Raw genomic sequence first — 22,857 nt, forward strand, 5'->3', positions numbered from 1 at the left:
CAAAAATAAATATGGGGATGTATTTTAAATTAATATGGTTCTGGTTTTATTATTACAAACAAACCACCATTTTATTGATTTTCCTATTGTTTTGCACCGAATTAACTATTCCAAACCCTTGCACATCCGTGCAAAAATCCGGAACAGTTACACAAAACAATAAATTATCATGCGCCTAAAAAGGTAGTCTTAACCGCCAGAACTGCCTTCCAAAAGGCCCCGACTCAGGGCACCTCAACCACAAGACGACCTTTTATTTTGCCATCAAGCAGGTCTGTGGCCGCAGTTATGGCGTCTGACAGGGGGATAACCCGAGTCATTTCCGCCAGCAGGTCCTTATTGACCAACAGGGCCAGACGCTCCCACATATCCTGCCGGACCGTTTTGGGGCACATCACGCTATCTATCCCCACCAGCGTTACGCCACGCAGAATAAAGGGAGCGACAGTGGCGGGGAACTCCATCCCCCCCGCCAGACCGCAGGCGGTTACCACGCCCTGCGGTTTCATTGCGGCACAGACAGAGGCCAGAACCTGCCCGCCCACCACATCCACCGCCCCTGCCCAGCGGGCTTTTTCCAGCGGGCGGGAAGGCATTTCAAAATGTGAGCGCGCCAGCACCTCGGAAGCACCCAATTTTTGCAGGTAGGGTTGCTCTTCCAGCCGGCCGGTTACCGCCACCACCTCATACCCCAGCCGGGCCAGAAGCATAACCGCCACACTGCCGACCCCACCCGTAGCCCCCGTCACCAGCACCGGGCCGGAACCGGGTTCCACACCTTCACGCACCAGTGCCTGCACGCACAGCATGGCCGTAAAGCCCGCCGTGCCCAGCGCCAGAACCTGCTGGGCATTCAACCCCTGCGGCAAAGGCAGCAACCATGCGGCGCGAACACTGGCTTTTTGCGCAAGGCCGCCCCAGTGCTTTTCGCCCACCCCCCAGCCATTCAGCATAACCTGCTGCCCGACTGTAAAATCGGGGCTGGAGGAGCGCTCGACCACGCCTGCAAAATCAATCCCCGGCACCATTGGCCATGCCCGCACCACAGGACCACGCCCGGTAATGGCCAACGCGTCCTTGTAGTTCAGGCCCGACCAGTGAACACGGACTGTCACCTCCTCGTCCGGCAAGGCATTTTCGGGCAGTTTCCGCAGAGCAGCCGGCTGGCCTGCTTCTTCAAGGTAGAGCGCATCAAACATCTGTTTTTATCCGGCCAAAGAGAACAACACGGCACACTAGCCCTTAACCAACGCCCGCAAAGCCCTTCGGTCCCGCACTGACAGAGTTTTGAAGTTCCGCGCACATCATACGTGACATAAAAAATACAATTGGAATCACGCTGGTCAGCGACTCACTTTTTGTTCATACTGTGGCATCCTAACAGTATAGCGGACGTTCTCTTGCTCCTGTTCATAATGGGTCTGCTGACCCTTGTTCTGCTTATCGTGATCAGCATCCTGATCGCGCTTTCCGAAATCTCCTTTGCCGCCGCCCGGGAAGTCAGGCTCCGCAGCCGCGCAGAAGCAGGAGATCCGCGTGCCCAGGCTTTTCTGGCACTCCGCCGCAATAGCGGGCAGGTCATAACCGTTATCCAGATCTGCCTGAACGGCGTGGGGATTATGGGCGGTATTGTCAGCTCGGAAATGCTGTCCCCCCCTCTGGCTGATTTTTTCACCCAGTGGAATCTCTCCGACTGGTGGGCGCAAAATCTGGCCTCCACCCTCAGCTTTATTTTTGTCACCGGCATGTTCGTGCTGTTTGCCGACCTGCTGCCAAAACGGGTCGCCATGAACAACCCGGACAAGGTAGCTCTTGCCGTAGGCTGGTTCCCACGGCTGGCCTTGCGGATTCTCTACCCGGTTGTCTGGATTTTTTCCAAAATTTCCGATGTGGTGCTCAAAGCACTCAAAATCCCGGCCGCCTCGGCAGTCGAACCCGTAACGCCAGAAGACCTGCACGCCATTCTGGCGGCGGGCACGGCCTCCGGTGCCCTGCTCCAGCAGGAACACCAGATGATCGAGAACGTGCTGGGTCTACAGGACCGTTCCGTTACATCCGCCATGACCCCACGGGACGAGATCATTTTTCTCGATATTCAGGACACGCCTGAACACAACCATGAAAAAGTGCGCATGGAGCCTTATTCGCGCTACCCGCTGTGCAATGGCGGGCTGGATAAGGTTATTGGCTCCATCCGTGCTGAAGACGTTCTGGCCTCGGTCGTGGACCCCTCGACTGCCCCCTCCGGTCGCCCACACTCCAATCCCATTGCCCGCATGCGACGGGACGTACCCTCCGTGCCGGAAACGCTGAACCTGTGGGACACACTGGCCCAGTTTGACACATCGGGCGTAGGCTTTGCGCTGGTGGTCAACGAATACGGACTGGTTGTAGGGCTGATCACCTTCAAGGACATCATGGGGGTGCTTATGGACGGACTGGCCAGCCCGTTTGAGGAACAGGCCATTGTCCAGCGCGATGCCAACTCCTGGCTGGTGGACGGCGCTGCCCCCATTGGGGAAGTCATGCGTGAACTCGACATTGCAAACCTGCCCGACCATGAGCAGTTTGATACAATCAGCGGCTTTATCATGCACCGCCTGCGCCGTATGGCCCGCAAGACCGACAGGGTAGATGCAGCGGGCTTCCGGTTTGAAGTGGTTGACGTGGAAGGCTTCCGCATCAACCAGCTACTGGTCACGCGGCTTAATACCGCGCTCTAAAGCCTGCGCCTGAAAAGGGGGGAACAGAGCCTGCCAGTTCTGGCGGTCTTGTTCCCCCTTTTTCTATTATTCCTATACTACCAAAAAAATGACATACTTCTCTCACGTTAACATCATCCAATACAACTTGGAGTAAAGTGAGATGAAGTTTACAGCACTCCCCATTGCTTTTTTGCCTGTTCTTTTACTAGCTGGCTGTGCGGAAACCCCAATGGGCCCAACCACGCAGGTCCTCCCCGGCCCGGGCAAGGAATACGGGCAGTTCCTGCAGGAACAGAACTTCTGCCGCTCTCAGGCTGCCGCTGCTGTACAGGGGCAGGCCGAACGCCAGAACCATAAAGCCATTTACGGTGGTCTGGCTGCAACCGCTCTGGGTGCCGGGCTTGGAGCTGCCGCTGGCGGTGGAGCCGGTGCGGGCATCGGGGCTGCTGCAGGGGCCATGGGTGGCGGTCTGGGCGGGAGCCTCTATTCCAACAACCAGCAGGGTGGCATTCAAACGCAGTATAACAATGCGTATGTGGCCTGCATGATTGCCTACAAAAACGTCCTGCCCGCTCCCCAGCCTGCTTACGGCTACGTTCGCTAAAACGCCCGGCTTCTGCCGGGGATACATCCGGCAGAAGCCGTGTGTTGGTAAACCGCTTACTCCATACGCGCGGTGTTACTGAAAGACCCACCCTTGCGGGTGGGTTAAAAAATACTTTCATACCTGCGCATAAAAAAAGGGCCATTCGAAAGAATGGCCCTTTTCCACACTGAATATCTGACACAAGCCAGAGGCAGAAACTTTAGAACGCAGCCTGCACACGTGCAGCGAAGGAGTTACCATCGCGGCCTGCATTGTTCCAGGTAGAAGCGCTCATGCCACCACCCGTAGCCGTGCGGGAAACAATGAAGTGGTTGAAGTCGAGCATGAAGCGGAAGTGGCGGTTGGGATACCAGTTGATACCACCGGACCACACGGTTTGACGGCCACCACGAATATCAGCCGAAACATCGCTGAAGTCGGTGACACTGTAACGGCCCGTAATTTCGAGCGCGCCCCAGTAACCGCGTGAGGGGTCAAATTCGTGTTCAACACCCGGTGCGCCGAATGCACCTTCCTTGATGTTATATTCGCGACCTTTGCCAAACAGGGTGTAGTTGGCAGAACCATAATACCCCTGAAGATGAACGGTTTTCTGCGACATCGCTTCCGTCACACCCGTAATCGGCTGGTTGCTGCGGTTGACGCCAATATTATAGTATTCGCCCTTGAGCACCATTTTCTTCCAGCGGAAGCCCAGTTCCGGACCGGCAGACCAGACAGATGATGCGTTGTTGATTGTCGCGCCAATCAGGTTGGTGCTGGTCAGGTTAACTTCAGGCGACTGGCTGGGGCCATAAGACTTGCTGCACGAAGCAGAGCCCGCTTTGCAGACTTCTGCCACCTTGAACGCGCTAATGGCAGAAATACCAACATGCACATCAATATCTTTGGACATGTAGGGACGGCCCGCTGCACGGAAAGTGCCACCCGTCTGGCTGTTAACAATCCCGTTGTAGCCATAATTATTGGTGCTGGCACTTGCATTGCCGCTACGCTGACCAAAGCTCTGGCCCGTAAAGTAAGCAGCAATCCACCAGCGTTTTTCGTAATGCAGACCACCAAAGCTGAAGCGCGCATCCCCTGCCGCAATCTTACGCACGGCATCGGTAATGGCGGGACGTTCCATCATTTCGAAGTCGTTCGAGCTTTCGGAATCTTCTTCCGTCACGCGCGGCTGGAAGTAACCGACTGTCAGGATCGTGTTGTGCAGCCCCGTGTAGTTCAGGTTTGCTTCATACAGGGTCTGGTCAGTGCTCGCACCGTCTGCACCACCGGCACCAAAGTCTGGCGTTACGTTAGCAACCCAGTCTTTGTAACGGAAGGTGAAGGGGATACGGATACGGCGGGCGTTTTCGGTAAAACTGTTGAAATCACCATTTGTTTCCCCACGACGCGGACCACCGCCGAGGAAGCCACCAAAGTCTTCATGGAATGCCAGACCAACCGAGAAGCCATACGCACCATCTTCAGATGAAACCGTAAAGCGACCTTTGGGGAAGCCGACAATCATGCCGCCAACGCGTACTTCTTCATCAGAAGCCGTGGCAGCCTTGAAGTCTTTCCAGGACATGGTGTCACCACGGTCAGACGGGGGTGTGCCCACGCCAGACAGGGGCGAAACCTTTTTCATGGGTTCCTGCTCGCCGAACTGCACGTTCGGGTCGTAGTTCCCATCGGCAACATGCGTGGTGTGGCGGCCGTGGCCAGCTGCCTGACCCATGCGGCCTTTGGTTGTGGTTGCATCGCTTTTAGCCAGCTGATGCTTGAGGGTGACGATCTGCTGCTGCATATCCCGACGCATCTGGGACATTTCCGCACGCAGCAAACGGATTTCGGAATCCTCAGTGGAAGCCGCCTCGGCCACAGGAGCGATTCCAGCCAACATAAAAGACGTTAGAGCAACAGAAGAAAAAAGCGAGTTACAGCGCATTGTGGCCATTCCATGATAAGAACGATGAGGAGTGAATAACCCGCCATAACTTTTTTGTGCGTGATGCTTCGGTGATGGTTTCGTTACGGAATTATGAAAAAAAGCGGCCCGTTTCGGGGCCGCTTTCCAATAAGCTCAAATACGCAATGAAAATTATAAACGGCTGATTATTTGCCGCTTTTCCATGCGGACATAATGCTGTCCTTAACGGTTTTGGGCAGCGGAACGTAATCCAGCTTGGTGGCAACGCTATCACCGTTATTGAAGCTCCAGCCAAAGAACTTCTGCACAGCCTGATCACGGTCAGCATTACGGGCAGGCACGGGAACCAGCACGTAGGTTGCAGACATGATCGGCCAAGCTTCCTGACCATCCGTGTCCAGCAGGTTCACAGCAAAGTGGGAAGCGTGGCTCCAGTCTGCTGCCTGCGCGGCGTGGGAGAAGCTGTTCATACCTGCTGCAACGCTGGCACCTGCATGGTTGCGCAGGCGAACAGTGGTCAAGTGGTTGCGGCTTGCATAAGCGTATTCCACATAACCAATACCACCTTCGGTGTTCTGCACGGTTGCGGCAACGCCGTCATTCCCACGTGCACCCAGACCACCGGGCCAGCTGATGGATGTGCTTGCACCGTAGTTTTCCTTCCAGGAGGAAGAAGAACCGGCAAGGTAGGACGTGAACACAAAGGTTGTGCCCGAACCATCTGCACGATGAACAGGTGCAATGGCCACGTCTGGCAGCTTAACACCGGGGTTCAGCGCAACGATCTTGGGATCGTTCCAGGAGGTAATGGTGCCTGCATAGATTTCGGCCAGCACATCACCGCTCAGCGTGATCGTGTCGGGCTTGATCCCGCCGGGGATGTTCACAACCGGAACAATGCCACCCATAACCGTGGGGAACTGGAAGAGGTGGTTGGTTTCAAGCTTCTGGGCATCCATCGGCGCATCGGATGCGCCAAAATCAACCGTGCCAGCCACGATCTGGTTCTGGCCTGCGCTGGAGCCAACGCTCTGGTAGTTAACGGTCACGCCCGTAGCGGACTTTGCAACCGCGCCCCATGCCTCATAGATCGGAGCGGCAAAGCTGGAACCTGCACCGGTCACGCTCTCGGCCCGAGATGCTGCTGGAAGTGCCGTAAGGAAGGTGGTCATGACGGCCAGACACATTCCAGACCTGACTGAAAAACGCATGTTGGTTTTTTCCCTGAGCCAATTGCAAAAGCTTACGGCCACAAAAACGTGCCGTGCTGTTCCGGGTTAAAGTAAATCAGAACAGAATGGTGTTATGCTTTCAGGACAATTGAATGACGGTTTTATGACACTGCGGACCTAGCTGAGCAGCGGCAGCCATATCCGGCAGGCCGTGCCTTCGCCCACCGTGCTTTCCACAACAAAACGCCCATCATGGCGGGCCAGAATCTGCTGCACAATGGCCAGACCCAGCCCGCTACCCTGCACACTGGCTGCCGTTTTGGCCACGCGGTAGAACCGTTCGGTCAAACGGTTAAGGTGCCGCGCGGGAATACCCGGCCCCGTATCCGTAACGCTCAGCACCAGCCCCGGCTCGGCAGGCCAGCCGGCATTTTTGGCAGCCCGCGCACAGGAAACCGTAATACCCAGCGGCTCCCCATTACGTTTACCCCGATCAAACAGCCCGTATTTGAGCGCATTTTCCACAAGGTTCATCAGCACCTGCAATAGCTGGGCCTCATCCCCCTGCACGCAGAGTTCCTGCGCATCATCCGCTTGCACCTGAAAACGAACAGGCTTGCCCGCGATCAACCCTGCGGCTTCATCCGACAAACGCTTGAGCAGTTCGGCAATGCCTATTGTTTCCTTGGGCCTGTGGTGCTCCTGCATCTGCACTCTGGACAGGTAAAGCAGCCCGTCAAGCAAACGCTGCATGCGCTTGGCCTGCTCGGACATAATACCCAGAAACTCTTTTTGAATAACCGGATCATCCGCCGCAGGGCCTTGCAGGGTTTCTATGAACCCCAGCAGGGAGGCCAGTGGCGTGCGCAGCTCATGGCTGGCAAAGGCCACGAAGTCCGTATGCTGCCGCTCGGCCAGAACGGCCTCGGTCTCATCATGCAAAGCAACAAAGACCAGCGTTGTCCGGAACGAAAACGCTCCCCCACCCTTACGGTACCCTTCGGGCAGAAAGGCATCGGGCACGGTTTTCTTCTGCAACCATGCCCGCACAACGCGGTAATGGGGAATATCCAGCACAATCAGCGCTTCAGCCGGTTGCTGGTCTTCCTTTTTTTGCGCCAGAAGCCTGTCCACCGAACTTTGAAAAGCCGGGTGGCGGATAATGCTGCCAAGGCTGTTTGTGAACTGCCGCTTAGCCTCGGGAGAAATCACACAGGGCAGGCGTGTGTCGTTCAGCACCAGCGTTGCCGCTGGCAGGGAGGCCATAACCTCGTCCAGTGTTACTGCGGAGGCAGCGTCACGCCCAATCCGGGTTTTCTGCCGTTCCGTGTCATCCGGCAAAGGTTCAAAATGGCCCGAGCGGGCGATAAACAGCGGCAAAGCCGCCAACGCGCCGCCCCCTGCCATACCGCAGAGTGCTGCCAGCCAAGCGTGCATGATCAGCCGCCCCTTTTTGCGGTGTGTTGCTTAGTCCGGGTCCTGCACTTTATCCAGCGCATAGCCACGGGCCCGCACGGTGCGGATCAAATCCACCCCGCCCCCTTCGTTCAGGGTTTGCCGCAGGCGACGGATATGCACATCCACTGTGCGCAGCTCGACAAAGGAACTGCGCTCCCATGCGTGTTTAAGCAATTCCTCGCGCGAAAAAACCTGTGCCGGGTGCAGCATCAGGAACTCTAAAAGCCGGTATTCCGTTGGCCCCAGAGACAGCAGGCGACCATCACGCTCAACCTTGTGGCTCACCCGGTCCATGACCAGCGTATCAAACCGCAAGGTTTTATCGGCCGGGGGAGCCCGGCGCAAAATGGCTTTGACCCGGGCAAACAGGGCATCCATGCTAAAGGGCTTGACCAGATAATCATCCGCCCCTGTATCCAGCCCACGAATGGCGTCTGCTTCCTCGCCACGGGCACTGAACATGATAATGGGCAAGGCTGCCGTTCTGGCCTGCTCGCGCAAGCGGCGGCAAACTTCCAGCCCGGAAATACCCGGCAGCATCCAGTCCAGCAGGATCAGGTCCGGCCGACGTTGCCGAACATACTCCAGGGCTGCCTCTCCGTCCGCCGCGTGACGAACCATGTAACCCTGTTTTTCCAGGTTGTAGCTAACAAGCCGGGCGAGTGCCGGGTCATCCTCAACAACCAGAAGATCTGCCTTATGCATACCAGAATGCCTTTTAAAAACCTGCACCTAGGATATGACGCGCAGATGACAAAAAACAACCGCCCGTCTGCTCCAAACCCCGCGCAGGCCGCATTATCCCCCGCCGCACCCCCATAAAAGCCGCCATTCACACAGGAAAAACCGCTTTATGAATGTTTTATGACCCACCCTTAAAAACAGCAGCCCCCCAACAAAAAAGCCCCGGCGCAAAGGCCGGGGCTTTAAAGGGCTTGTCATAAAGCCGTCATATATCAGTCTTCAAACGGGTCACGCACCAGAATGGTGTCATCCCGGTCCGGGCTGGTGGACAGCAGGGTTACAGGTGCCCCCACCAGTTCTTCCACACGGCGGACATACTTGATGGCCTGCGCGGGCAGGTCTGCCCAGCGGCGGGCACCCTGTGTGGTTTCTTTCCAGCCTTCAATCGTCTCATACACCGGGCGCACACGCTGCTGTGCAGCTGAACCGGACGGGAAGCGCTCTATCTTCTGGCCATCCAGCTCGTAACCGACGCAGATGTTGATCTCGTCCAGACCATCCAGCACGTCCAGCTTGGTCAGGGCCAGCCCGTTAATGCCACCCACCCGCACAGCGTGACGGACCAGAACCGCATCAAACCAGCCACAGCGGCGCGGACGCCCCGTAACCGTGCCAAATTCATGCCCGCGCTCACCAAGGCGGCGGCCAATGCCGTCATGCAGTTCGGTCGGGAACGGCCCCTCACCCACGCGGGTGCAGTATGCCTTGGCAATACCCAGCACAAACCCCGCAGCAGACGGCCCCATGCCAGCCCCCGTGCCCGCATTGGAGGCAACAGTGTTGGAACTGGTCACAAACGGGTACGTCCCGTGGTCCACGTCCAGCATAACGGCCTGCGCACCTTCAAACAGGATACGGCGACCATTGCGGCGGGCATCGTCCAGAATGTCCCATGTTGCAGCCATGTAGGGCAGCACCTTGGGGGCAACATCGCTCAGGAAGGCAAGCAGGTCTTCCTTGGAGAAGGTCTCCGCACCAAGGCCTGCCAGCAGGGTGTTGTGGTGCAGGAGCAGTTCGTCCAGCTTCCAGTCCAGCGTTTCAGGCTCTGCCAGATCGCACAGGCGGATGGCTCGGCGGGCCACCTTATCTTCATACGCAGGGCCAATGCCGCGCCCTGTGGTGCCGATCTTGCGGTCGCCACGGGCTGCCTCACGCGCACGGTCAAGCGCACCATGCACGGGCAGGATCAGGGGCACGTTTTCAGCAATTTTCAGGGTTTCGGGCGTAACCTTCAGCCCCTGTTCGCCAATGCGGGCAATTTCAGCCAGCAGAGCCTGCGGGTCCACCACAACGCCATTGCCGATAATGCCCAGCTTACCGCTCACAACGCCTGAAGGCAGGAGCGACAGCTTGTAAACCTGATTGCCAACCACCAGCGTATGGCCGGCGTTGTGACCACCCTGAAAACGCACCACCACGTCGGCCCGGCTGGCGAGCCAGTCAACAATTTTGCCTTTGCCTTCATCGCCCCACTGGGCGCCGATCACGGTTACGTTGGACATAGACGGTCTGCTCCTGAAAAAAACTGCCTGCTGGTCAAAAAGAAAAAAATCGCACCCGAGGGCAAGCCCTCAGGCCAGATCCACCCGCTGAGTGCCTGAAAGAATGATGCCACAGCCCAAATGCCGCGCCTCGGCCTCGGCCTGTGCTCCGGCTGCAAAGCCCCGCACCGTGGCGTATCCCTGCGAACGCAAAGCTGCTGCTTCCTGCCTGCTGGCATCTGCTGCCAGATACACGCGTGCGCGGGCTGGTGTGGGGGGGATCATGCGGAACAGCACATCGGGGCGCAGGGTTAACCCACAGGCCGGTTCGTTATCATTGCAAAGATAACGCCCGCCACGCCCCAGCTCTTCCGAGCGGCCGACGGCAAAAAGGGTTACGCATACGCCGGTATGGTACTTCCAGCCCCGGAACTCCACCGGGTCCACAGTCATGCGCAGGTCCGGGCAGATTTCGCGCACGGCTGCAACCGTATCAATCAGCCGGTCCAGAACAATGCGGGCCTTGGGGGGCAGGGTCAGTTCTGCCAGTTGCGCCACAGTATGTTCGGCAGCCCCGGTGGCATCCAGCAGGGCAATAAGCGTGGCGGCCAATGCACCCCCATGCTGGGCCACGGCTGCGGCATCCTTGCGGTCAAGCGCGCGCATAAGTGCCGGGCGCTGGGCGGCGGGCACACCGGCCTCTTCCAGCAGGGCGGGAATAAAGGGCGGCATGGTCAGGTCGAAGGAGACATCCTTCACACCCAGACGCATGAGCGCTTCTGCCCCGATAGACATGACCTCGGCATCTGCTTCGGGGGAATCCGGGCCGATCAGCTCTATGCCGGTCTGCATGATCTGGCGGCTGCTTTCCTCCGCCGCCACAGGGGCCACCACAACACACGGTCCGGCGTAAGAGACACGGAGCGGGCGCGGCGACCCGGCAACGCGAGTCGCAGCCATACGGGCGATCTGGGGGGTAATGTCTGGGCGCAGGACCATCATGCGCCGCGTATCAGGGTCCATGACCCGGAAGCACTGCTCCGCCAGAGCCACCCCTGCACCGGCAAGGTAGGTCTCCTCAAACTCCATAAGAGGCGGGCGGACGCTGTCGTAGCCGTGGGAGGCAAACACATCCATAAGAGTGGCCACACCCCGCGCTTCCGTTCGGGCATCGGGGGTGAGCAGATCTACAAAGCCAGCAGGCAGCAGGGCCGGGCTAAAGGGCGGGTCGTCCGTCATGCCTCGGGCTATAGCACTCCCCGCTCCGCCCGTCATGCCCGCGGGCGTGTTCTTTTGCGCCTTTTGCCCACAAAACGGGCGGACTGGTCAGCTATCGGCCATACCGGGCAGTGTTTCCCACCCTGTTCCTATAAAGGTCAGCACCCGCCGCCCCATGCCATCGGCCCGCAATACGAGCAGATTCTGGTCCTCCAGCCATGCCAGCAGGCGGCGGGCGCGTCCGGTGGAAACCGTGCCATATACCTTGGCAATCTGGGCGTCGGACGGGCATGGCGTGCGCTCAATGGCCGCGCGGGCCAAGAACAGAAAGACCGCCTGCAAATCTTCCGGCAGGGACGATGCGCGGCTTTCGGCCTCCTGCCACTGCGTGGAGGAGGAGGTATCTTCGCTCACCCCACTGCGTGCTGTGGCCAGCGCGCGGTTGAAGCGCCGCAGGTCCAGCGCATTGCGCCCCAGCCCGGCAATACGGCAACGCACCAGAAAGTCCTGATACAGAACGGGCACGGGCCTGAAGGACGAATCCTCATCCTCCATCATGTCACGCAGGATGGCGGTCATGCGGGCTTCGCGCTCGGCCTGGGTTTCTGCCGTATCTTCCTCCTGCTCCTGCTCGGCCTGCACACTGGCCTGTGCCTCCCCGTGGGCAGCAAGCTGCGTCAGTAGGTCGGGGGCGGAAGGAGCGGGGGCCTTGCGCTGGCGGGCGGGCAGGTCATGCACCGGCACGGGGGCCAGAATAAGCTCGTGCACCGGCGCGGTTGGCGGCTCAAAGGGGGCAAGCACCGGCCCGGCCGAGCGGCTTTCGGTTTCCACCGCACCAATACGGACCGAAAGCGGCCTGCGGCTCAGGGCCGGACCAAGGGCAACAAACGTGCCACGTGCGAGGTCCCGGAACGCTTCGGCCTGCCTGCGCTCCATGCCCAGCAGGTCGGCAGCACGCGCCATGTCGATATCCAGAAACGTGCGGCCCATCAGAAAGTTGGAGGCTTCCGCCGCCACGTTCTTGGCCAGCTTGGCCAGACGCTGCGTTGCAATAATACCGGCAAGGCCACGTTTGCGCCCACGGCACATCAGGTTGGTCATGGCGCCAAGGGAAGCCCGGCGGGCCTCATCCGATACTTCGCCCGCTGCGGCGGGTGCAAACAGCTGGGCCTCGTCCACCACCACCAGCACAGGGTACCAGTGCTGGCGCGGCACCTCGAACATACCGCCCAGAAAAGCCGCCGCCCAGCGCATCTGCTGGTCCGCATCCAACCCTTCCAGGTTCAGCACAACGGACGCGCGGTGCATGCGCATGCGCTCCCCTGCGGCATGCAGGGCCATTTCTGAATGATCGGCACCATCTATGACCAGATGGCCGAATTTTTCAGCCAGACTGACAAAATCGCCTTCGGGGTCAATAATGGCCTGCTGCACCATACGGGCAGACTGCTCCAGCAAGCGCCGCAGAAGATGCGACTTGCCCGACCCGGAGTTCCCCTGAACCAGCAGACGCGTAGCCAGAAGTTCGCCAAGGTCCATCTGTGCCGGACCGCCCCCCGGCACCTCCCCCATTGTAATCATGCTGTTCATGGTTGGAGGGGATACCGCCTTGCCCCACCCTTGCGCAACCATGCCTCTGCCCCCTTTGCCGCCGCACGGCCGGTGGCAAGGCAGGCATGGAGCAGGTAGCCCCCGGTCGGGGCCTCCCAGTCCAGCATCTCGCCCGCAACAAACACACCGGGCAGCGCCCTGAGCATAAAGGATTCGTCACACGCTGCCTGCGTAATCCCTCCGGCGGTGGAAATGGCGCGGACCAGCGGCTCTGGCGCGTAAAAAGTAACGGGTAAGGCCTTGATCAGGGCTGCCAGAGCACGCGGGTCTGCTGGCAGCACGTCCCTTGCCTCCCGCAGCAGTGCTACAGCTGCGGGGGCCAGCTTTATGGCCTTGCGCAAGCGGTTGCTCAGGCTCTCCCGCATTCGGGTGGCGCGCAGCCTGTCCAGCAGGTCCTGTTCGCTCAGGTCGGGGCGCAGGTCGCACAGCACGGTTGCCTGCCCCTGCGCGGTTATGGCCTGCCGCACGGCGCGGGAGAGTGCATAGAGCGCGCCCCCTTCCATGCCTGTGCGGGTCAGCACAATTTCACCCCGCACACGCCTGCCTTCAAATGTCAGGGCTACAGGTTTTAGGGGGGTGCCGGCAAAACGCTCGGCAAAAAAGGCGGACCATGGGGCGCAGAACCCGCAATTGGCAGGCTCTAATGGGGCAACGTCCACCCCACGCTGTTGCAGCAGGGGCACCCAGCCACCGGAACTGCCAAGCCGTGGCCAGCTTGCCCCACCAAGAGCCAGCACTACGGCATCTGCCGCCAGTTCAGCCTTGTGGGGTGCTCCCTCCCCTGCCTGTTGCAGGTTAAACAGGAGCTGTTCATGCGCCCCCCAACCCTGCCAGTCCGCACGGGTCTGGAAGGTCACGCCAGCGGCATTCAGGCGGGCAAGCCATGCCCGCAGCAGGGGGGATGCCTTCATCCCCACGGGAAAGACCCGGCCAGAGGAGCCAATAAAGCTCTCCTGCCCCAGCCCTGCCATCCAGTCCCGGATGTTCTGCATGGTCCACGCGTCCAGCGCGGGCCGCAGCCAGGAGCTGGCTGGGCCATAGCGCTCCAGCACCGTCCCATGCGCTTCGGAATGGGCAATGTTCAGCCCACCCCGCCCAGCCATCAGAAACTTGCGGCCAAGGCTTGGCATGCGCTCCATAACCTGCACACCAAACCCGCAGTCGGCCAGGTATTCGGCTGCGGCAAGCCCGGCCGGGCCACCGCCCACAACAACAATACGCTGCTTATTGGTCATGGGCAGTCACGGCCGCATGTCATTCCGGCTGCTGGCCCGCAGCACGGACTGCCTGTGCCAGACCACGGATCTGCTCCAGCACACGCGGCAGGGTCTGGGGTGTGGCGCGCCCCTGTTCATCCAGCGTTTGCGCCAGTGTCGCCAGCAGGGCCGAGGCCACAACGGCCCCATCGGCAATGCTGGCAGCCTGCGCGGCCTGCTCGGGCGTGCGAACGCCAAAGCCAATGGCTATGGGCAGGTCTGTGGCGGCACGTATGCGGGGAATAGCACCAGCAAGGTCATGCGCACTGGCCGAGCGGGTGCCCGTAATACCCACAATGCTCACATAATACACAAAGCCCGATGCATGCCCCAGCACATACTCCAGACGGGCATCCGGCGTGGTGGGGGCAACCAGACGAATGATGTCCAGCCCCGCAGCCTGTGCGGGAGCGGCGATAACCGCGCCTTCCTCGGGGGGGAGGTCAACCAGAATAAGCCCATCCACCCCTGCGGCGGCGGCATCCTTGCAGAAGCGCTCGTAACCGTAGGATTCAACCGGGTTGACATACCCCATCAGAATCACCGGGGTTTCATCATCCCCCTTACGGAATTCGGCCACCATATCCAGCACGCCAACCAGCGTGGCACCAGCCTTGAGCCCACGCAGGGCGGCAGCCTGAATAACCGGACCATCGGCCGACGGGTCGGAAAAAGGCATGCCAACTTCGATCAGGTCGGCACCAGCCGCTGGCATGGCACGGAACAGCTCCAGAGAAGTCTCCCGGTCCGGGTCATACGCTTCCAGATAAGGGATGAGCGCACCACGGCCTTGGGCAGCAAGGGCTTTAAAACGGGCGGCAATACGGCTCACAGCGAGACTCCCAGATGTTCGGCAACAGTAAAGATGTCCTTGTCCCCCCGGCCGGACAGGTTCACCACCAGCAGTGTGTCCTTGGACAAGGTGGGGGCAATCTTGGCCGCATAGGCAATGGCGTGCGCCGATTCGAGCGCGGGAATAATCCCTTCCAGCTTTGTGCAGAGCTGGAAGGCTTCCAGCGCCTCGGTATCGGTCGCACCCACGTATTCCGCGCGCCCTATATCGTTCAGCCAGGAATGTTCGGGGCCGACACCGGGGTAGTCCAGCCCGGCGCTGATGGAATGCGCCTCGTCAATCTGGCCATCCGCGTTTTGTAGCAGGTAGGTGCGGTTGCCGTGCAGCACACCGGGGCGGCCACGCTCGATGGAGGCAGCGGTTTTGCCACTATCCAGCCCGTGGCCTGCGGCTTCCACGCCAATCAGGCGCACGGACACATCATCAAGGAACGGGTAAAAAATCCCCATGGCGTTGGAGCCACCCCCAATGGCGGCCACCACCACATCGGGCAGACGGCCTTCGGCGGCCTGCATCTGCACTTTGGTTTCCTCCCCGATCACGCTCTGGAAATCACGCACCATGGCGGGGTACGGGTGCGGGCCAGCCACGGTGCCGATCAGCATGTAGGTGTCGGCCACATTGGCCACCCAGTCCCGCATGGCTTCGTTCATGGCGTCCTTGAGCGTACCGGCCCCAGCCGTTACGGGCACAACCTCCGCCCCAAGCAGGCGCATGCGGAACACGTTTGGCTTCTGCCGCTCCACATCGGTAGCACCCATGTAGATCACGCATTTCATGCCAAACAGGGCGCATACGGTTGCGGTGGCCACACCGTGCTGGCCGGCCCCGGTTTCTGCCACAATGCGGGTGCGGCCCATGCGGCGGGCAAGCAGGATCTGCCCCATGACGTTATTGAGCTTGTGCGAACCGGTGTGATTGAGCTCTTCACGCTTGAGGTAGATTTTTGCCCCCCCAAACGCTTCGGTCATGCGGCGGGCGAACCATAGCGGGCTGGGCCGACCAATATAATCGGTCTGGTAATATACCAGTTCCTTATGAAAAGCGGGATCGGCCTTTGCAGCCTCGTACGCCTCATTCAGTTCCAGAATAAGCGGCATGAGCGTTTCGGCCACAAAGCGACCACCGTACCGGCCACCAAAATGACCGTGCTCATCAGGCTGCTGCCTGAAGGAATTGCTCTGCGCCGCTGCGCCGCCGTGTTCGATCGGGTTCGCCATTAGTCGTTCTGCCGCTCCTTTAACCCCATGGCGCGCCCTGCTGGGATGCCACATGTTTTGTTCTTTTCAACTGGCAAAATGGCTTACCAGATGCGCCGCCGCATTGCACGGTCCCGCGTGGTCATCTTGCCATAAACCCAACAAAGGCGTCATACTTGGGGCATACATGGGCTCCGGCTGGCTGCCGCCAGAACCGGAAAATACAGCTGTACAGGCCCATAGGGCACAAACTGGGAGAATCGCATGTTTCTGGCCCACAGGCCCGGTATGCCTGCTCGCGCCGTTGAAACGGAAGACGATGCCAAAAATGCTGTCTGGCTGGATCTTCTCAACCCCACCCCCCAGGAACTGGCTCTGGCGGAAAAACTCTGCGGCCAGCCCATTCCCTCACTGGAAGACCTGAGCGCGATCGAAAGTTCATCACGTATCAGTGTGCGCAACGGTGCGGCTTTTCTGTCCTCCCCCCTGCTGCGCAAAAGCGGGTCGGATTTCCAGACCATGCCGGTGGGTTTTATCCTGACCGAAAAGCGGCTTTTTACCATCCGCTTCCAGTTCTATCTGGCGTTCGAGACCGTAGCCCAGCTTGTGGCGGACTGCGTGACCTCCGCCATGCCTCCACCGCACACCGCACCGGAGCGCCAGAGCGCACAGCCCCCGCCAACCGAGATCCCGCCCCAGCACGACACCCTACTCCATTCGGGCGAGATACTGGTCGCCCTGATTGAAGCCATTGTGGACCGGCTGGCCGATATTCTGGAAAGCATGGGCAACCTGTTGGACACACTCTCACACGATATTTTTCGCGCCCGCACGCAGCAGACCCCCATCCGCAACGTGGCCGTGTGGCAGCGCAACCTGCTCCAGCGGGTTGGGGAGGCAGGGAACCTGTGCTCACGCATGCGGGACACACTGCTGGGCATGGAGCGCATTGCCCTGTTCCTTGGGGAAAGCCGTAAAACCGCTTCTGCCATTCCGGTCACAGGGTTTGCCCTGTGCACCCCCCGCACCGCCCCCCCGACACCCCTTGCCACGGCAGCACCGGAGGAGGACGGCAAAACAACGGCCGCCTATGCGCTGTCGGGCATTCTGCGCGCGCGCATTACATCGGTCAGCCACGACCTGTCCTCGCTCGATGCGTATGTCTCCCAGTCACAGGACAAGGTTGAATTTCTGCTTGATGCCACCCTTGGGTTCATCAACATCGAACAGAACGGGGTGATGAAGGTACTGACCGTTGTCAGCTTCATTGGGGTTGCCCCCACCCTGATCGCTGGCATTTACGGTATGAACTTCAAAGACATACCGGAACTGAACTGGTCTTTTGGCTACTGGTACTCGCTCGGGCTCATGGCAACCACCATTGTGCTGCCGCTGCTATGGTTCTGGAAAAAGGGCTGGCTGGGCGGCATCAAGTAGCCTCTGGCCGCTGGTGCGCCCGCCCCATTCCTGTGTTGACGCGCAATTCCACCCCGAGTAGTATCCGGCCCCAGACGCTGGCTGACTTCACCTGCCCAGCGGTATTCCTTCCCGTCAGGTTCCTTCTGGCTCGGCCTTGCCTTATCAGGCATGCCTGCTTCCGGTCTCCCCGACCGGCTCTGCCGTAGCATGGAACGATCCGGACCTTCCCCTTTTGAACTTCTCTTGCCAGTCAGGGCATTTATTAGATGCATCTTGCGGAACTCAAGGCCAAGTCCCCAGCCGACCTTCTGGCCTGCGCTGAAGACCTGAATATCGAAAACGCGTCCTCCCTGCGCAAGCAGGACATGATGTTCGCCATCCTCAAAACGCTGGCGGATAATGATCAGGCCATTTATGGCGAGGGCACGCTTGAGATCATGCATGACGGGTTTGGATACCTGCGTGCGCCCGAATCCAACTACCTTCCCGGCCCGGATGATATTTACATCTCCCCCACACAGGTCCGCCGTTTTGGCCTGCGCACGGGTGACACGGTTGAAGGGCAGATTCGCGCCCCGCGTGATGGCGAACGCTACTTCTCCATGCTCAAGATCAACACGATCAATTTTGAGTCCCCCGATGCCGTCCGCCACCGGATCAACTTTGACAACCTGACCCCGCTCTACCCCGAGCGCCGCCTCCAGATGGAAGTGGAAAGTCAGGCCACTGCCCCTGAACCCAAGGGCGACAAAAACAACAAAAAGGGCTCCCAGAAGGACTTCACCCCGCGGGTGATCGATCTGGTATCCCCCATTGGCATGGGCCAGCGCGCCCTGATCGTGGCGCCCCCACGCTCGGGCAAAACGGTCATGCTCCAGAGCATTGCCTCTTCCATTTCGGCCAACCACCCCGAAGTGTTCCTGATTGTGCTGCTCATTGACGAACGGCCCGAGGAAGTGACCGACATGGCCCGCTCCGTGCGCGGCGAAGTCATTGCCTCTACCTTTGACGAACCCGCCCACCGCCATGTGCAGGTAACCGAAATGGTGCTGGAAAAAGCCAAACGCCTTGTGGAACACAAGCGCGATGTGGTGATCCTGCTCGATTCCATTACCCGTCTGGCCCGCGCCTACAACACGGTTGTGCCCTCATCGGGCAAGGTGCTGACCGGTGGTGTGGACGCCAACGCCCTGCAGCGGCCCAAGCGCTTCTTTGGTGCGGCCCGTAATATTGAGGAAGGTGGCTCCCTGACCATTATCGCCACCGCCCTGATTGATACCGGCAGCCGCATGGACGAAGTGATCTTTGAAGAGTTCAAGGGCACGGGTAACTCCGAACTTGTCCTTGACCGCAAGCTGGCCGACAAGCGCACCTTCCCCGCCATTGACATCACCAAGAGCGGCACACGTAAGGAAGAACTGCTGGTTGACCGGGCAACCCTGTCCAAAATGTGGGTGCTGCGCCGGATTCTGGCGCCCATGGGCACCATGGATGCCATGGACTTCCTGCTCGACAAGCTGAAATACAGCAAAACCAACAATGACTTCTTTGAAGCCATGAACAACTAGGCCAGCCACAGGGCCAAGCCCAGCGGTATCAGGCGGGCCGCATCTGCTGAGTGTCTGTTTTTGTCAGGCCGAAGCGGATGCGGCTTCTTTTTTGCGGATTGTCAGCACCACACTTCCATCCGGCTGGGGGGCTTCTGCCAGAACAACGTGCCCGAGTGCTCGCGCGGAGCGGCTGACATTACGGTGTGGTTCCTCCCCCATCAGCCGCACCGCCAGCAGGCCACCGGGGGGCAGAACATCCAGCGCCAGCCGGGTGCGTACGAAGGTCATGGGGCATTTTTCCCCCGTAATATCCAGAACCGCCGTGCTGGCAGGCTCGTCCTGTCCCGGGATCAGGGTCTCATTCATGCGGATTTTCCTCCTTCAGAGGGAAAAAATGACACGCCAGCATCATACAGGCAGGCATACACACCATAAAAAAACTGTATGATCGTGTAAAATTGGACAAACACCTCTGACTTCGGCTACCTGAATGACGAACGCAGAGATGATAACATTAGGCAGGGTTTGTGACCTTGAAGGTACAAGCGGCAGAATCACGGATTGAGCAGCTGTGTATCGAACACGGCCTGAAAATGACCGGACAACGGCGCGTTATCGCCCGTGTTCTTTCCGAAGCAGACGACCACCCGGATGTGGAAGAACTGTACCGCCGCGCGGCTGTGCTGGACTCCCGCATTTCGGTGGCAACCGTGTATCGCACGGTGCGCCTGCTTGAGGAAAAAGGCATTCTGGAACGCCGGGACTTTGGCGGCGGACGTGCTCGGTACGAAGCAACGGAACATGGTCGGCACCATTATCACCTGATCGACGTGGATAACGGGAAAGTGATCGAGTTTGAAGACCCCGAACATGAGGCCTTCATGATGAAGGTGGCAGACCGGCTTGGATTCGAGTTTGTCTCCATGCGGCTGGAGCTGTTTGGTAAAAAACGCCAGTCCGCAGCCAGTGCTTCCGCGGGCAAAACAACGCCCCGCTCACGCCGCAAGGGAGAGCAGACATGAGTTCCACACAAACCACAGGCGGGCTTTCCACGCTTGATCTGGATCGCTCACGCTTTCCCGAACTGCATGGCGGCAGCCTGAGTGTCCGCATTGCTGAAACCGATGATGAACGCGACGCAGCACAAGCCCTGCGCTACCGCGTTTTTTATGAGGAAATGGGCGCTCACCCCAGCCCGGAAACCCTGCGCCTGAAGCGTGATATTGACGAGTTTGACAGCGTTGCCGACCACCTTCTGGTCATCGACAATGCCATTGCCTCGGATGCACGCGGTGTTGTGGGGACCTACCGCCTTGTTCAGGGGGATGCGGCCCAGAAGATCGGGCGCTTCTATTCTTCCAACGAATACGACATTACCCCGCTCAAGGAATTCCCCGGTCGCCTGCTGGAAGTCGGGCGTTCATGCGTGGATAAAAACTACCGTGGCCGGGCGGCCATGCAGCTTTTGTGGCGGGGTATTGCCTCCTACATCTTCCTGCACCGCATAGACCTGCTGTTTGGCTGCGCCAGCCTGCCCTGCACGGACCCGGACCAGATTGCAGATGAGCTGACCTATCTGTACCACAACCATCTGGCTCCCCCTGCCCTGCGCGTGCGTGCGCTGGAAAACCGCCGCGTGGAAATGCTGCGCACGGACCCGCATACGCTGAATGTACGCCGCTGCCTTGTGGGGCTTCCGCCCCTTATCAAAGGGTATCTGCGCCTTGGTGGCTACGTGGGGGACGGCGCGGTTATTGACCCGCAGTTCAACACCACCGATGTGGCCATTCTGGTAAAGAGCGAACTGCTGGCGGATAAATATTACCGTCATTACGAACGCCGCCTGCGCGATGCGCTGGACTAAGCCACTTACGGCAAGTTGCCCGTCATCCTGATCTTTAACGGATTCATCAGGCCGGCGGGCAGCCCGCCTGTGCCATGAGCACCCTCATGCCCTCAAAAAACGTGTTTTCCCGCTTTTGTCCAAAACGGGAAACTCTTTATTTTGTCGTCTTTATGCTGGGGCTTGGTGGCATATCCACGCTGGCACTGCCACCGCTCCATATTCTGCCAATCCTCCTCCTTGGCTTTGGGCTGCTTGGGCAAAGGCTCAACACGACCCGGAACTGGCGGCATGCCGCATGGACAGGCGCCCTGTTCGGGTTTGGTTTTTATGCCGCCGGTCTGTACTGGCTGGTCAATGCGGTGCTGATCAGGGCAGATGAGTTCTGGTGGTTTGTACCGTTCCCCTCCCTTGGCTGCGCGCTCATTCTGGCCCCTACTGTGGCGGTCCCTGCTGCATTATGCACGCGACTACCCCCCGGCCTGCGCCGCCTGAGCGCCTTTGCCGCCCTGTGGACCCTGTTTGATATGGGGCGTACCTTCATCTTCAGTGGTTTTACATGGAACGCATTGGGGAGCTGCCTTGCCATACCCGGCCCCATAGGCACGCTGCTGATCCAGCCTGCCGCGTGGATGGGGGAAGATGGCCTGACCCTTGCGTTGGTCCTACTCGCCCTGCTCTGCGGGACAGCCCTTCTGGACCAGACACCGCTCGCCCGCTGGGCAGATCGGCTGCTTGGCACCCATAACGCCCCTGCCCCCCTGCCGTCTGCCATACGCAGGCGTGTTTTTGCAGGCTCCATTGCTGCTATGCTACTGTGGTGCATAGCGGGTACTCTACGGCTTTATACCGTGCACCCCACCAGCGAGCCCGGTCCCATTGCCGTCATTGTGCAGGGCAATGTCCCTGAATCCGAAAAAATAGGCAGGCAGAGCCCGCGTGATATTTTTACCCGCTACCTGCATCTGACCGCACAGGGCGTGCAGGCTGCACAAGCCTTGCAGACAACACAGCGCAAACCAGGTGAGCGGTTCCGCCCCATTGTGTTCCTCTGGCCCGAAACCGCTTTCCCCGGTTATGACCTGCTGCAGGACAGCCCCCGTGCGCGGCAGGCCATTATGGAATGGGCGGTTGGTGCCGATGCGGGCATTATTGGTGCGCTCCGCATGGATGATGCAGGGCATTACCGCAACTCGGTTATGGCACTCGCACCAGATGGCAGCATAGAAGCCGTGTATGACAAGGCCCGGCTTGTGCCGTTTGGTGAATATCAGCCCCCCTTCATTCCCCTGCAGATTGTGCCCCAGGGCGGTATGGCCGCAGGCCCCGGCCCACAGACATGGCACCTGCCCGATATTCCCGCAGTGGGCCCCCTTGTATGCTACGAGGTTATTTTTTCGGGCGATGTGGTCAATGCGCATGACCGCCCCCGGTGGCTGGCAAACGTAACGAACGATGCCTGGTTTGGTAATAGTGCAGGCCCGCGCCAGCACCTGTCCTCCGTGCGTTTACGGGCTGTGGAGGAAGGGCTTCCTGTGGCCCGCGCTGCCAATACCGGTATTTCCACCGCCTATGACGGTATGGGCCATATGCTGGACCATCTGGAATGGGGTAAGGCGGGCGTGCTGACTGTGGCACTCCCTGCCTCACTTCCGCCAACCTTGTTTGGCAGGATGGGACAGTCCATTCCGCTGGGCCTATGTGTTATGGTGCTAGTATTGGCCTGCCTGCCCCGCCGCGATCACCAGCACGCGACCAGTCCTCCCAACAGTAAAACACAGCTTTAAAACAGGCAGGCATTGTTATGGCGGCAGTATTTCATGCTTTTC

At 59.5% G+C, this 22,857-nt stretch carries 19 protein-coding genes; 7 read left to right on the forward strand and 12 right to left on the reverse strand.

What is annotated here, in order from left to right:
- Positions 1-224: 224 nt before the first annotated feature.
- Entirely contained in the window at positions 225-1,199 is a 975-nt protein-coding gene (locus HK20_RS06575) for an MDR family oxidoreductase (RefSeq protein ID WP_086646290.1), read from the reverse strand.
- 201 nt (positions 1,200-1,400) lie between these two features.
- Here HK20_RS06575 and HK20_RS06580 point away from each other — a divergent pair, with 201 nt between their 5' ends.
- Both HK20_RS06580 and HK20_RS06585 read left to right on the forward strand, forming a co-directional pair.
- The gene (locus HK20_RS06580) at positions 1,401-2,723 is read left to right on the forward strand and encodes a hemolysin family protein (protein WP_086646291.1); all 1,323 of its coding nucleotides are present in this window, start codon (positions 1,401-1,403) and stop codon (positions 2,721-2,723) included.
- 142 nt (positions 2,724-2,865) lie between these two features.
- Positions 2,866-3,309, forward strand: a complete 444-nt coding sequence (locus HK20_RS06585; protein WP_086646292.1) for a glycine zipper family protein — start codon at positions 2,866-2,868, stop codon at positions 3,307-3,309.
- Between the two features lie 202 nt (positions 3,310-3,511).
- Here HK20_RS06585 and HK20_RS06590 read toward each other — a convergent pair whose 3' ends face one another.
- From HK20_RS06590 to trpB, 10 genes are all read right to left on the reverse strand, one after another.
- Positions 3,512-5,251, reverse strand: coding sequence for an OprO/OprP family phosphate-selective porin (locus HK20_RS06590; RefSeq protein ID WP_086646293.1), 1,740 nt, complete (start codon positions 5,249-5,251; stop codon positions 3,512-3,514).
- 158 nt (positions 5,252-5,409) lie between these two features.
- Positions 5,410-6,396 (reverse strand): phosphate ABC transporter substrate-binding protein PstS, encoded by a 987-nt coding sequence (gene pstS / locus HK20_RS06595; protein WP_233129108.1) that lies wholly within the window; start codon positions 6,394-6,396, stop codon positions 5,410-5,412.
- A gap of 177 nt (positions 6,397-6,573) precedes the next feature.
- Positions 6,574-7,833: a cell wall metabolism sensor histidine kinase WalK gene (locus HK20_RS06600; protein ID WP_086646295.1), complete on the reverse strand. Its 1,260-nt coding sequence runs from the start codon at positions 7,831-7,833 to the stop codon at positions 6,574-6,576.
- Between the two features lie 30 nt (positions 7,834-7,863).
- Positions 7,864-8,559, reverse strand: coding sequence for a phosphate regulon transcriptional regulator PhoB (gene phoB / locus HK20_RS06605; protein WP_086646402.1), 696 nt, complete (start codon positions 8,557-8,559; stop codon positions 7,864-7,866).
- 251 nt (positions 8,560-8,810) lie between these two features.
- Positions 8,811-10,100, reverse strand: a complete 1,290-nt coding sequence (locus HK20_RS06610) for an adenylosuccinate synthase (RefSeq protein WP_086646296.1) — start codon at positions 10,098-10,100, stop codon at positions 8,811-8,813.
- Positions 10,101-10,169: 69 nt separating this feature from the next.
- Positions 10,170-11,354 (reverse strand): ATP phosphoribosyltransferase regulatory subunit, encoded by a 1,185-nt coding sequence (locus tag HK20_RS06615; protein WP_086646297.1) that lies wholly within the window; start codon positions 11,352-11,354, stop codon positions 10,170-10,172.
- 51 nt (positions 11,355-11,405) lie between these two features.
- The gene (locus tag HK20_RS06620; protein ID WP_086646298.1) at positions 11,406-12,887 is read right to left on the reverse strand and encodes an ATP-binding protein; all 1,482 of its coding nucleotides are present in this window, start codon (positions 12,885-12,887) and stop codon (positions 11,406-11,408) included.
- Complete coding sequence (locus tag HK20_RS06625) at positions 12,884-14,149, reverse strand: TIGR03862 family flavoprotein (RefSeq protein WP_369823042.1); 1,266 nt, start codon at positions 14,147-14,149, stop codon at positions 12,884-12,886. Before HK20_RS06625 ends, HK20_RS06620 begins: the two co-directional genes overlap by 4 nt.
- Before the next feature lie 13 nt (positions 14,150-14,162).
- Positions 14,163-14,996 carry a tryptophan synthase subunit alpha gene (gene trpA, locus HK20_RS06630; RefSeq protein ID WP_086646300.1) on the reverse strand — a complete coding sequence of 278 codons (834 nt, stop codon included), beginning with the start codon at positions 14,994-14,996 and terminating at the stop codon, positions 14,163-14,165.
- Positions 14,993-16,237, reverse strand: coding sequence for a tryptophan synthase subunit beta (gene trpB / locus HK20_RS06635; protein ID WP_086646301.1), 1,245 nt, complete (start codon positions 16,235-16,237; stop codon positions 14,993-14,995). The genes trpA and trpB overlap by 4 nt, the downstream gene beginning before the upstream one ends.
- A 267-nt stretch (positions 16,238-16,504) precedes the next feature.
- Here trpB and HK20_RS06640 point away from each other — a divergent pair, with 267 nt between their 5' ends.
- Together HK20_RS06640 and rho are read left to right on the forward strand one after the other, a co-directional pair.
- Complete coding sequence (locus tag HK20_RS06640) at positions 16,505-17,653, forward strand: magnesium transporter CorA family protein (protein WP_086646403.1); 1,149 nt, start codon at positions 16,505-16,507, stop codon at positions 17,651-17,653.
- Between the two features lie 248 nt (positions 17,654-17,901).
- Positions 17,902-19,203, forward strand: coding sequence for a transcription termination factor Rho (gene rho, locus HK20_RS06645; protein ID WP_086646302.1), 1,302 nt, complete (start codon positions 17,902-17,904; stop codon positions 19,201-19,203).
- Between the two features lie 63 nt (positions 19,204-19,266).
- Here the strand turns inward: rho and HK20_RS06650 are convergent, their stop codons facing one another.
- Positions 19,267-19,551, reverse strand: a complete 285-nt coding sequence (locus HK20_RS06650) for a sulfurtransferase TusA family protein (RefSeq protein ID WP_086646303.1) — start codon at positions 19,549-19,551, stop codon at positions 19,267-19,269.
- A 161-nt stretch (positions 19,552-19,712) separates the two neighbouring features.
- Between HK20_RS06650 and HK20_RS06655 the strand changes: the two genes are divergently transcribed.
- The 3 genes from HK20_RS06655 (at position 19,713) to lnt (ending at position 22,815) form a co-directional block, all read left to right on the forward strand.
- Positions 19,713-20,207, forward strand: a complete 495-nt coding sequence (locus HK20_RS06655) for a Fur family transcriptional regulator (RefSeq protein WP_086646304.1) — start codon at positions 19,713-19,715, stop codon at positions 20,205-20,207.
- Complete coding sequence (locus HK20_RS06660; RefSeq protein WP_086646305.1) at positions 20,204-21,049, forward strand: GNAT family N-acetyltransferase; 846 nt, start codon at positions 20,204-20,206, stop codon at positions 21,047-21,049. Before HK20_RS06655 ends, HK20_RS06660 begins: the two co-directional genes overlap by 4 nt.
- An 86-nt stretch (positions 21,050-21,135) precedes the next feature.
- Positions 21,136-22,815: an apolipoprotein N-acyltransferase gene (lnt, locus tag HK20_RS06665; RefSeq protein WP_233129109.1), complete on the forward strand. Its 1,680-nt coding sequence runs from the start codon at positions 21,136-21,138 to the stop codon at positions 22,813-22,815.
- The last annotated feature ends 42 nt before the right edge of the window (positions 22,816-22,857 follow it).

It is taken from the genome of Acetobacter sp. DsW_54 (assembly GCF_002153575.1).
Lineage (GTDB): Bacteria > Pseudomonadota > Alphaproteobacteria > Acetobacterales > Acetobacteraceae > Acetobacter > Acetobacter fabarum.

Bases quoted from the DNA above. Each gene is read 5' to 3' on its own strand.
- HK20_RS06575 (WP_086646290.1), bottom strand. From the start codon at position 1,199: ATGTTTGATGCGCTCTACCTTGAAGAAGCAGGCCAGCCGGCTGCTCTG.
- HK20_RS06585 (WP_086646292.1), top strand. From the start codon at position 2,866: ATGAAGTTTACAGCACTCCCCATTGCTTTTTTGCCTGTTCTTTTACTA.
- HK20_RS06590 (WP_086646293.1), bottom strand. From the start codon at position 5,251: ATGGCCACAATGCGCTGTAACTCGCTTTTTTCTTCTGTTGCTCTAACG.
- pstS (WP_233129108.1), bottom strand. From the start codon at position 6,396: ATGACCACCTTCCTTACGGCACTTCCAGCAGCATCTCGGGCCGAGAGC.
- HK20_RS06600 (WP_086646295.1), bottom strand. From the start codon at position 7,833: ATGCACGCTTGGCTGGCAGCACTCTGCGGTATGGCAGGGGGCGGCGCG.
- phoB (WP_086646402.1), bottom strand. From the start codon at position 8,559: ATGCATAAGGCAGATCTTCTGGTTGTTGAGGATGACCCGGCACTCGCC.
- HK20_RS06610 (WP_086646296.1), bottom strand. From the start codon at position 10,100: ATGTCCAACGTAACCGTGATCGGCGCCCAGTGGGGCGATGAAGGCAAA.
- HK20_RS06615 (WP_086646297.1), bottom strand. From the start codon at position 11,354: ATGACGGGCGGAGCGGGGAGTGCTATAGCCCGAGGCATGACGGACGAC.
- HK20_RS06620 (WP_086646298.1), bottom strand. From the start codon at position 12,887: ATGAACAGCATGATTACAATGGGGGAGGTGCCGGGGGGCGGTCCGGCA.
- trpB (WP_086646301.1), bottom strand. From the start codon at position 16,237: ATGGCGAACCCGATCGAACACGGCGGCGCAGCGGCGCAGAGCAATTCC.
- HK20_RS06640 (WP_086646403.1), top strand. From the start codon at position 16,505: ATGCCTGCTCGCGCCGTTGAAACGGAAGACGATGCCAAAAATGCTGTC.
- rho (WP_086646302.1), top strand. From the start codon at position 17,902: ATGCATCTTGCGGAACTCAAGGCCAAGTCCCCAGCCGACCTTCTGGCC.
- HK20_RS06650 (WP_086646303.1), bottom strand. From the start codon at position 19,551: ATGAATGAGACCCTGATCCCGGGACAGGACGAGCCTGCCAGCACGGCG.
- HK20_RS06660 (WP_086646305.1), top strand. From the start codon at position 20,204: ATGAGTTCCACACAAACCACAGGCGGGCTTTCCACGCTTGATCTGGAT.
- lnt (WP_233129109.1), top strand. From the start codon at position 21,136: ATGCCCTCAAAAAACGTGTTTTCCCGCTTTTGTCCAAAACGGGAAACT.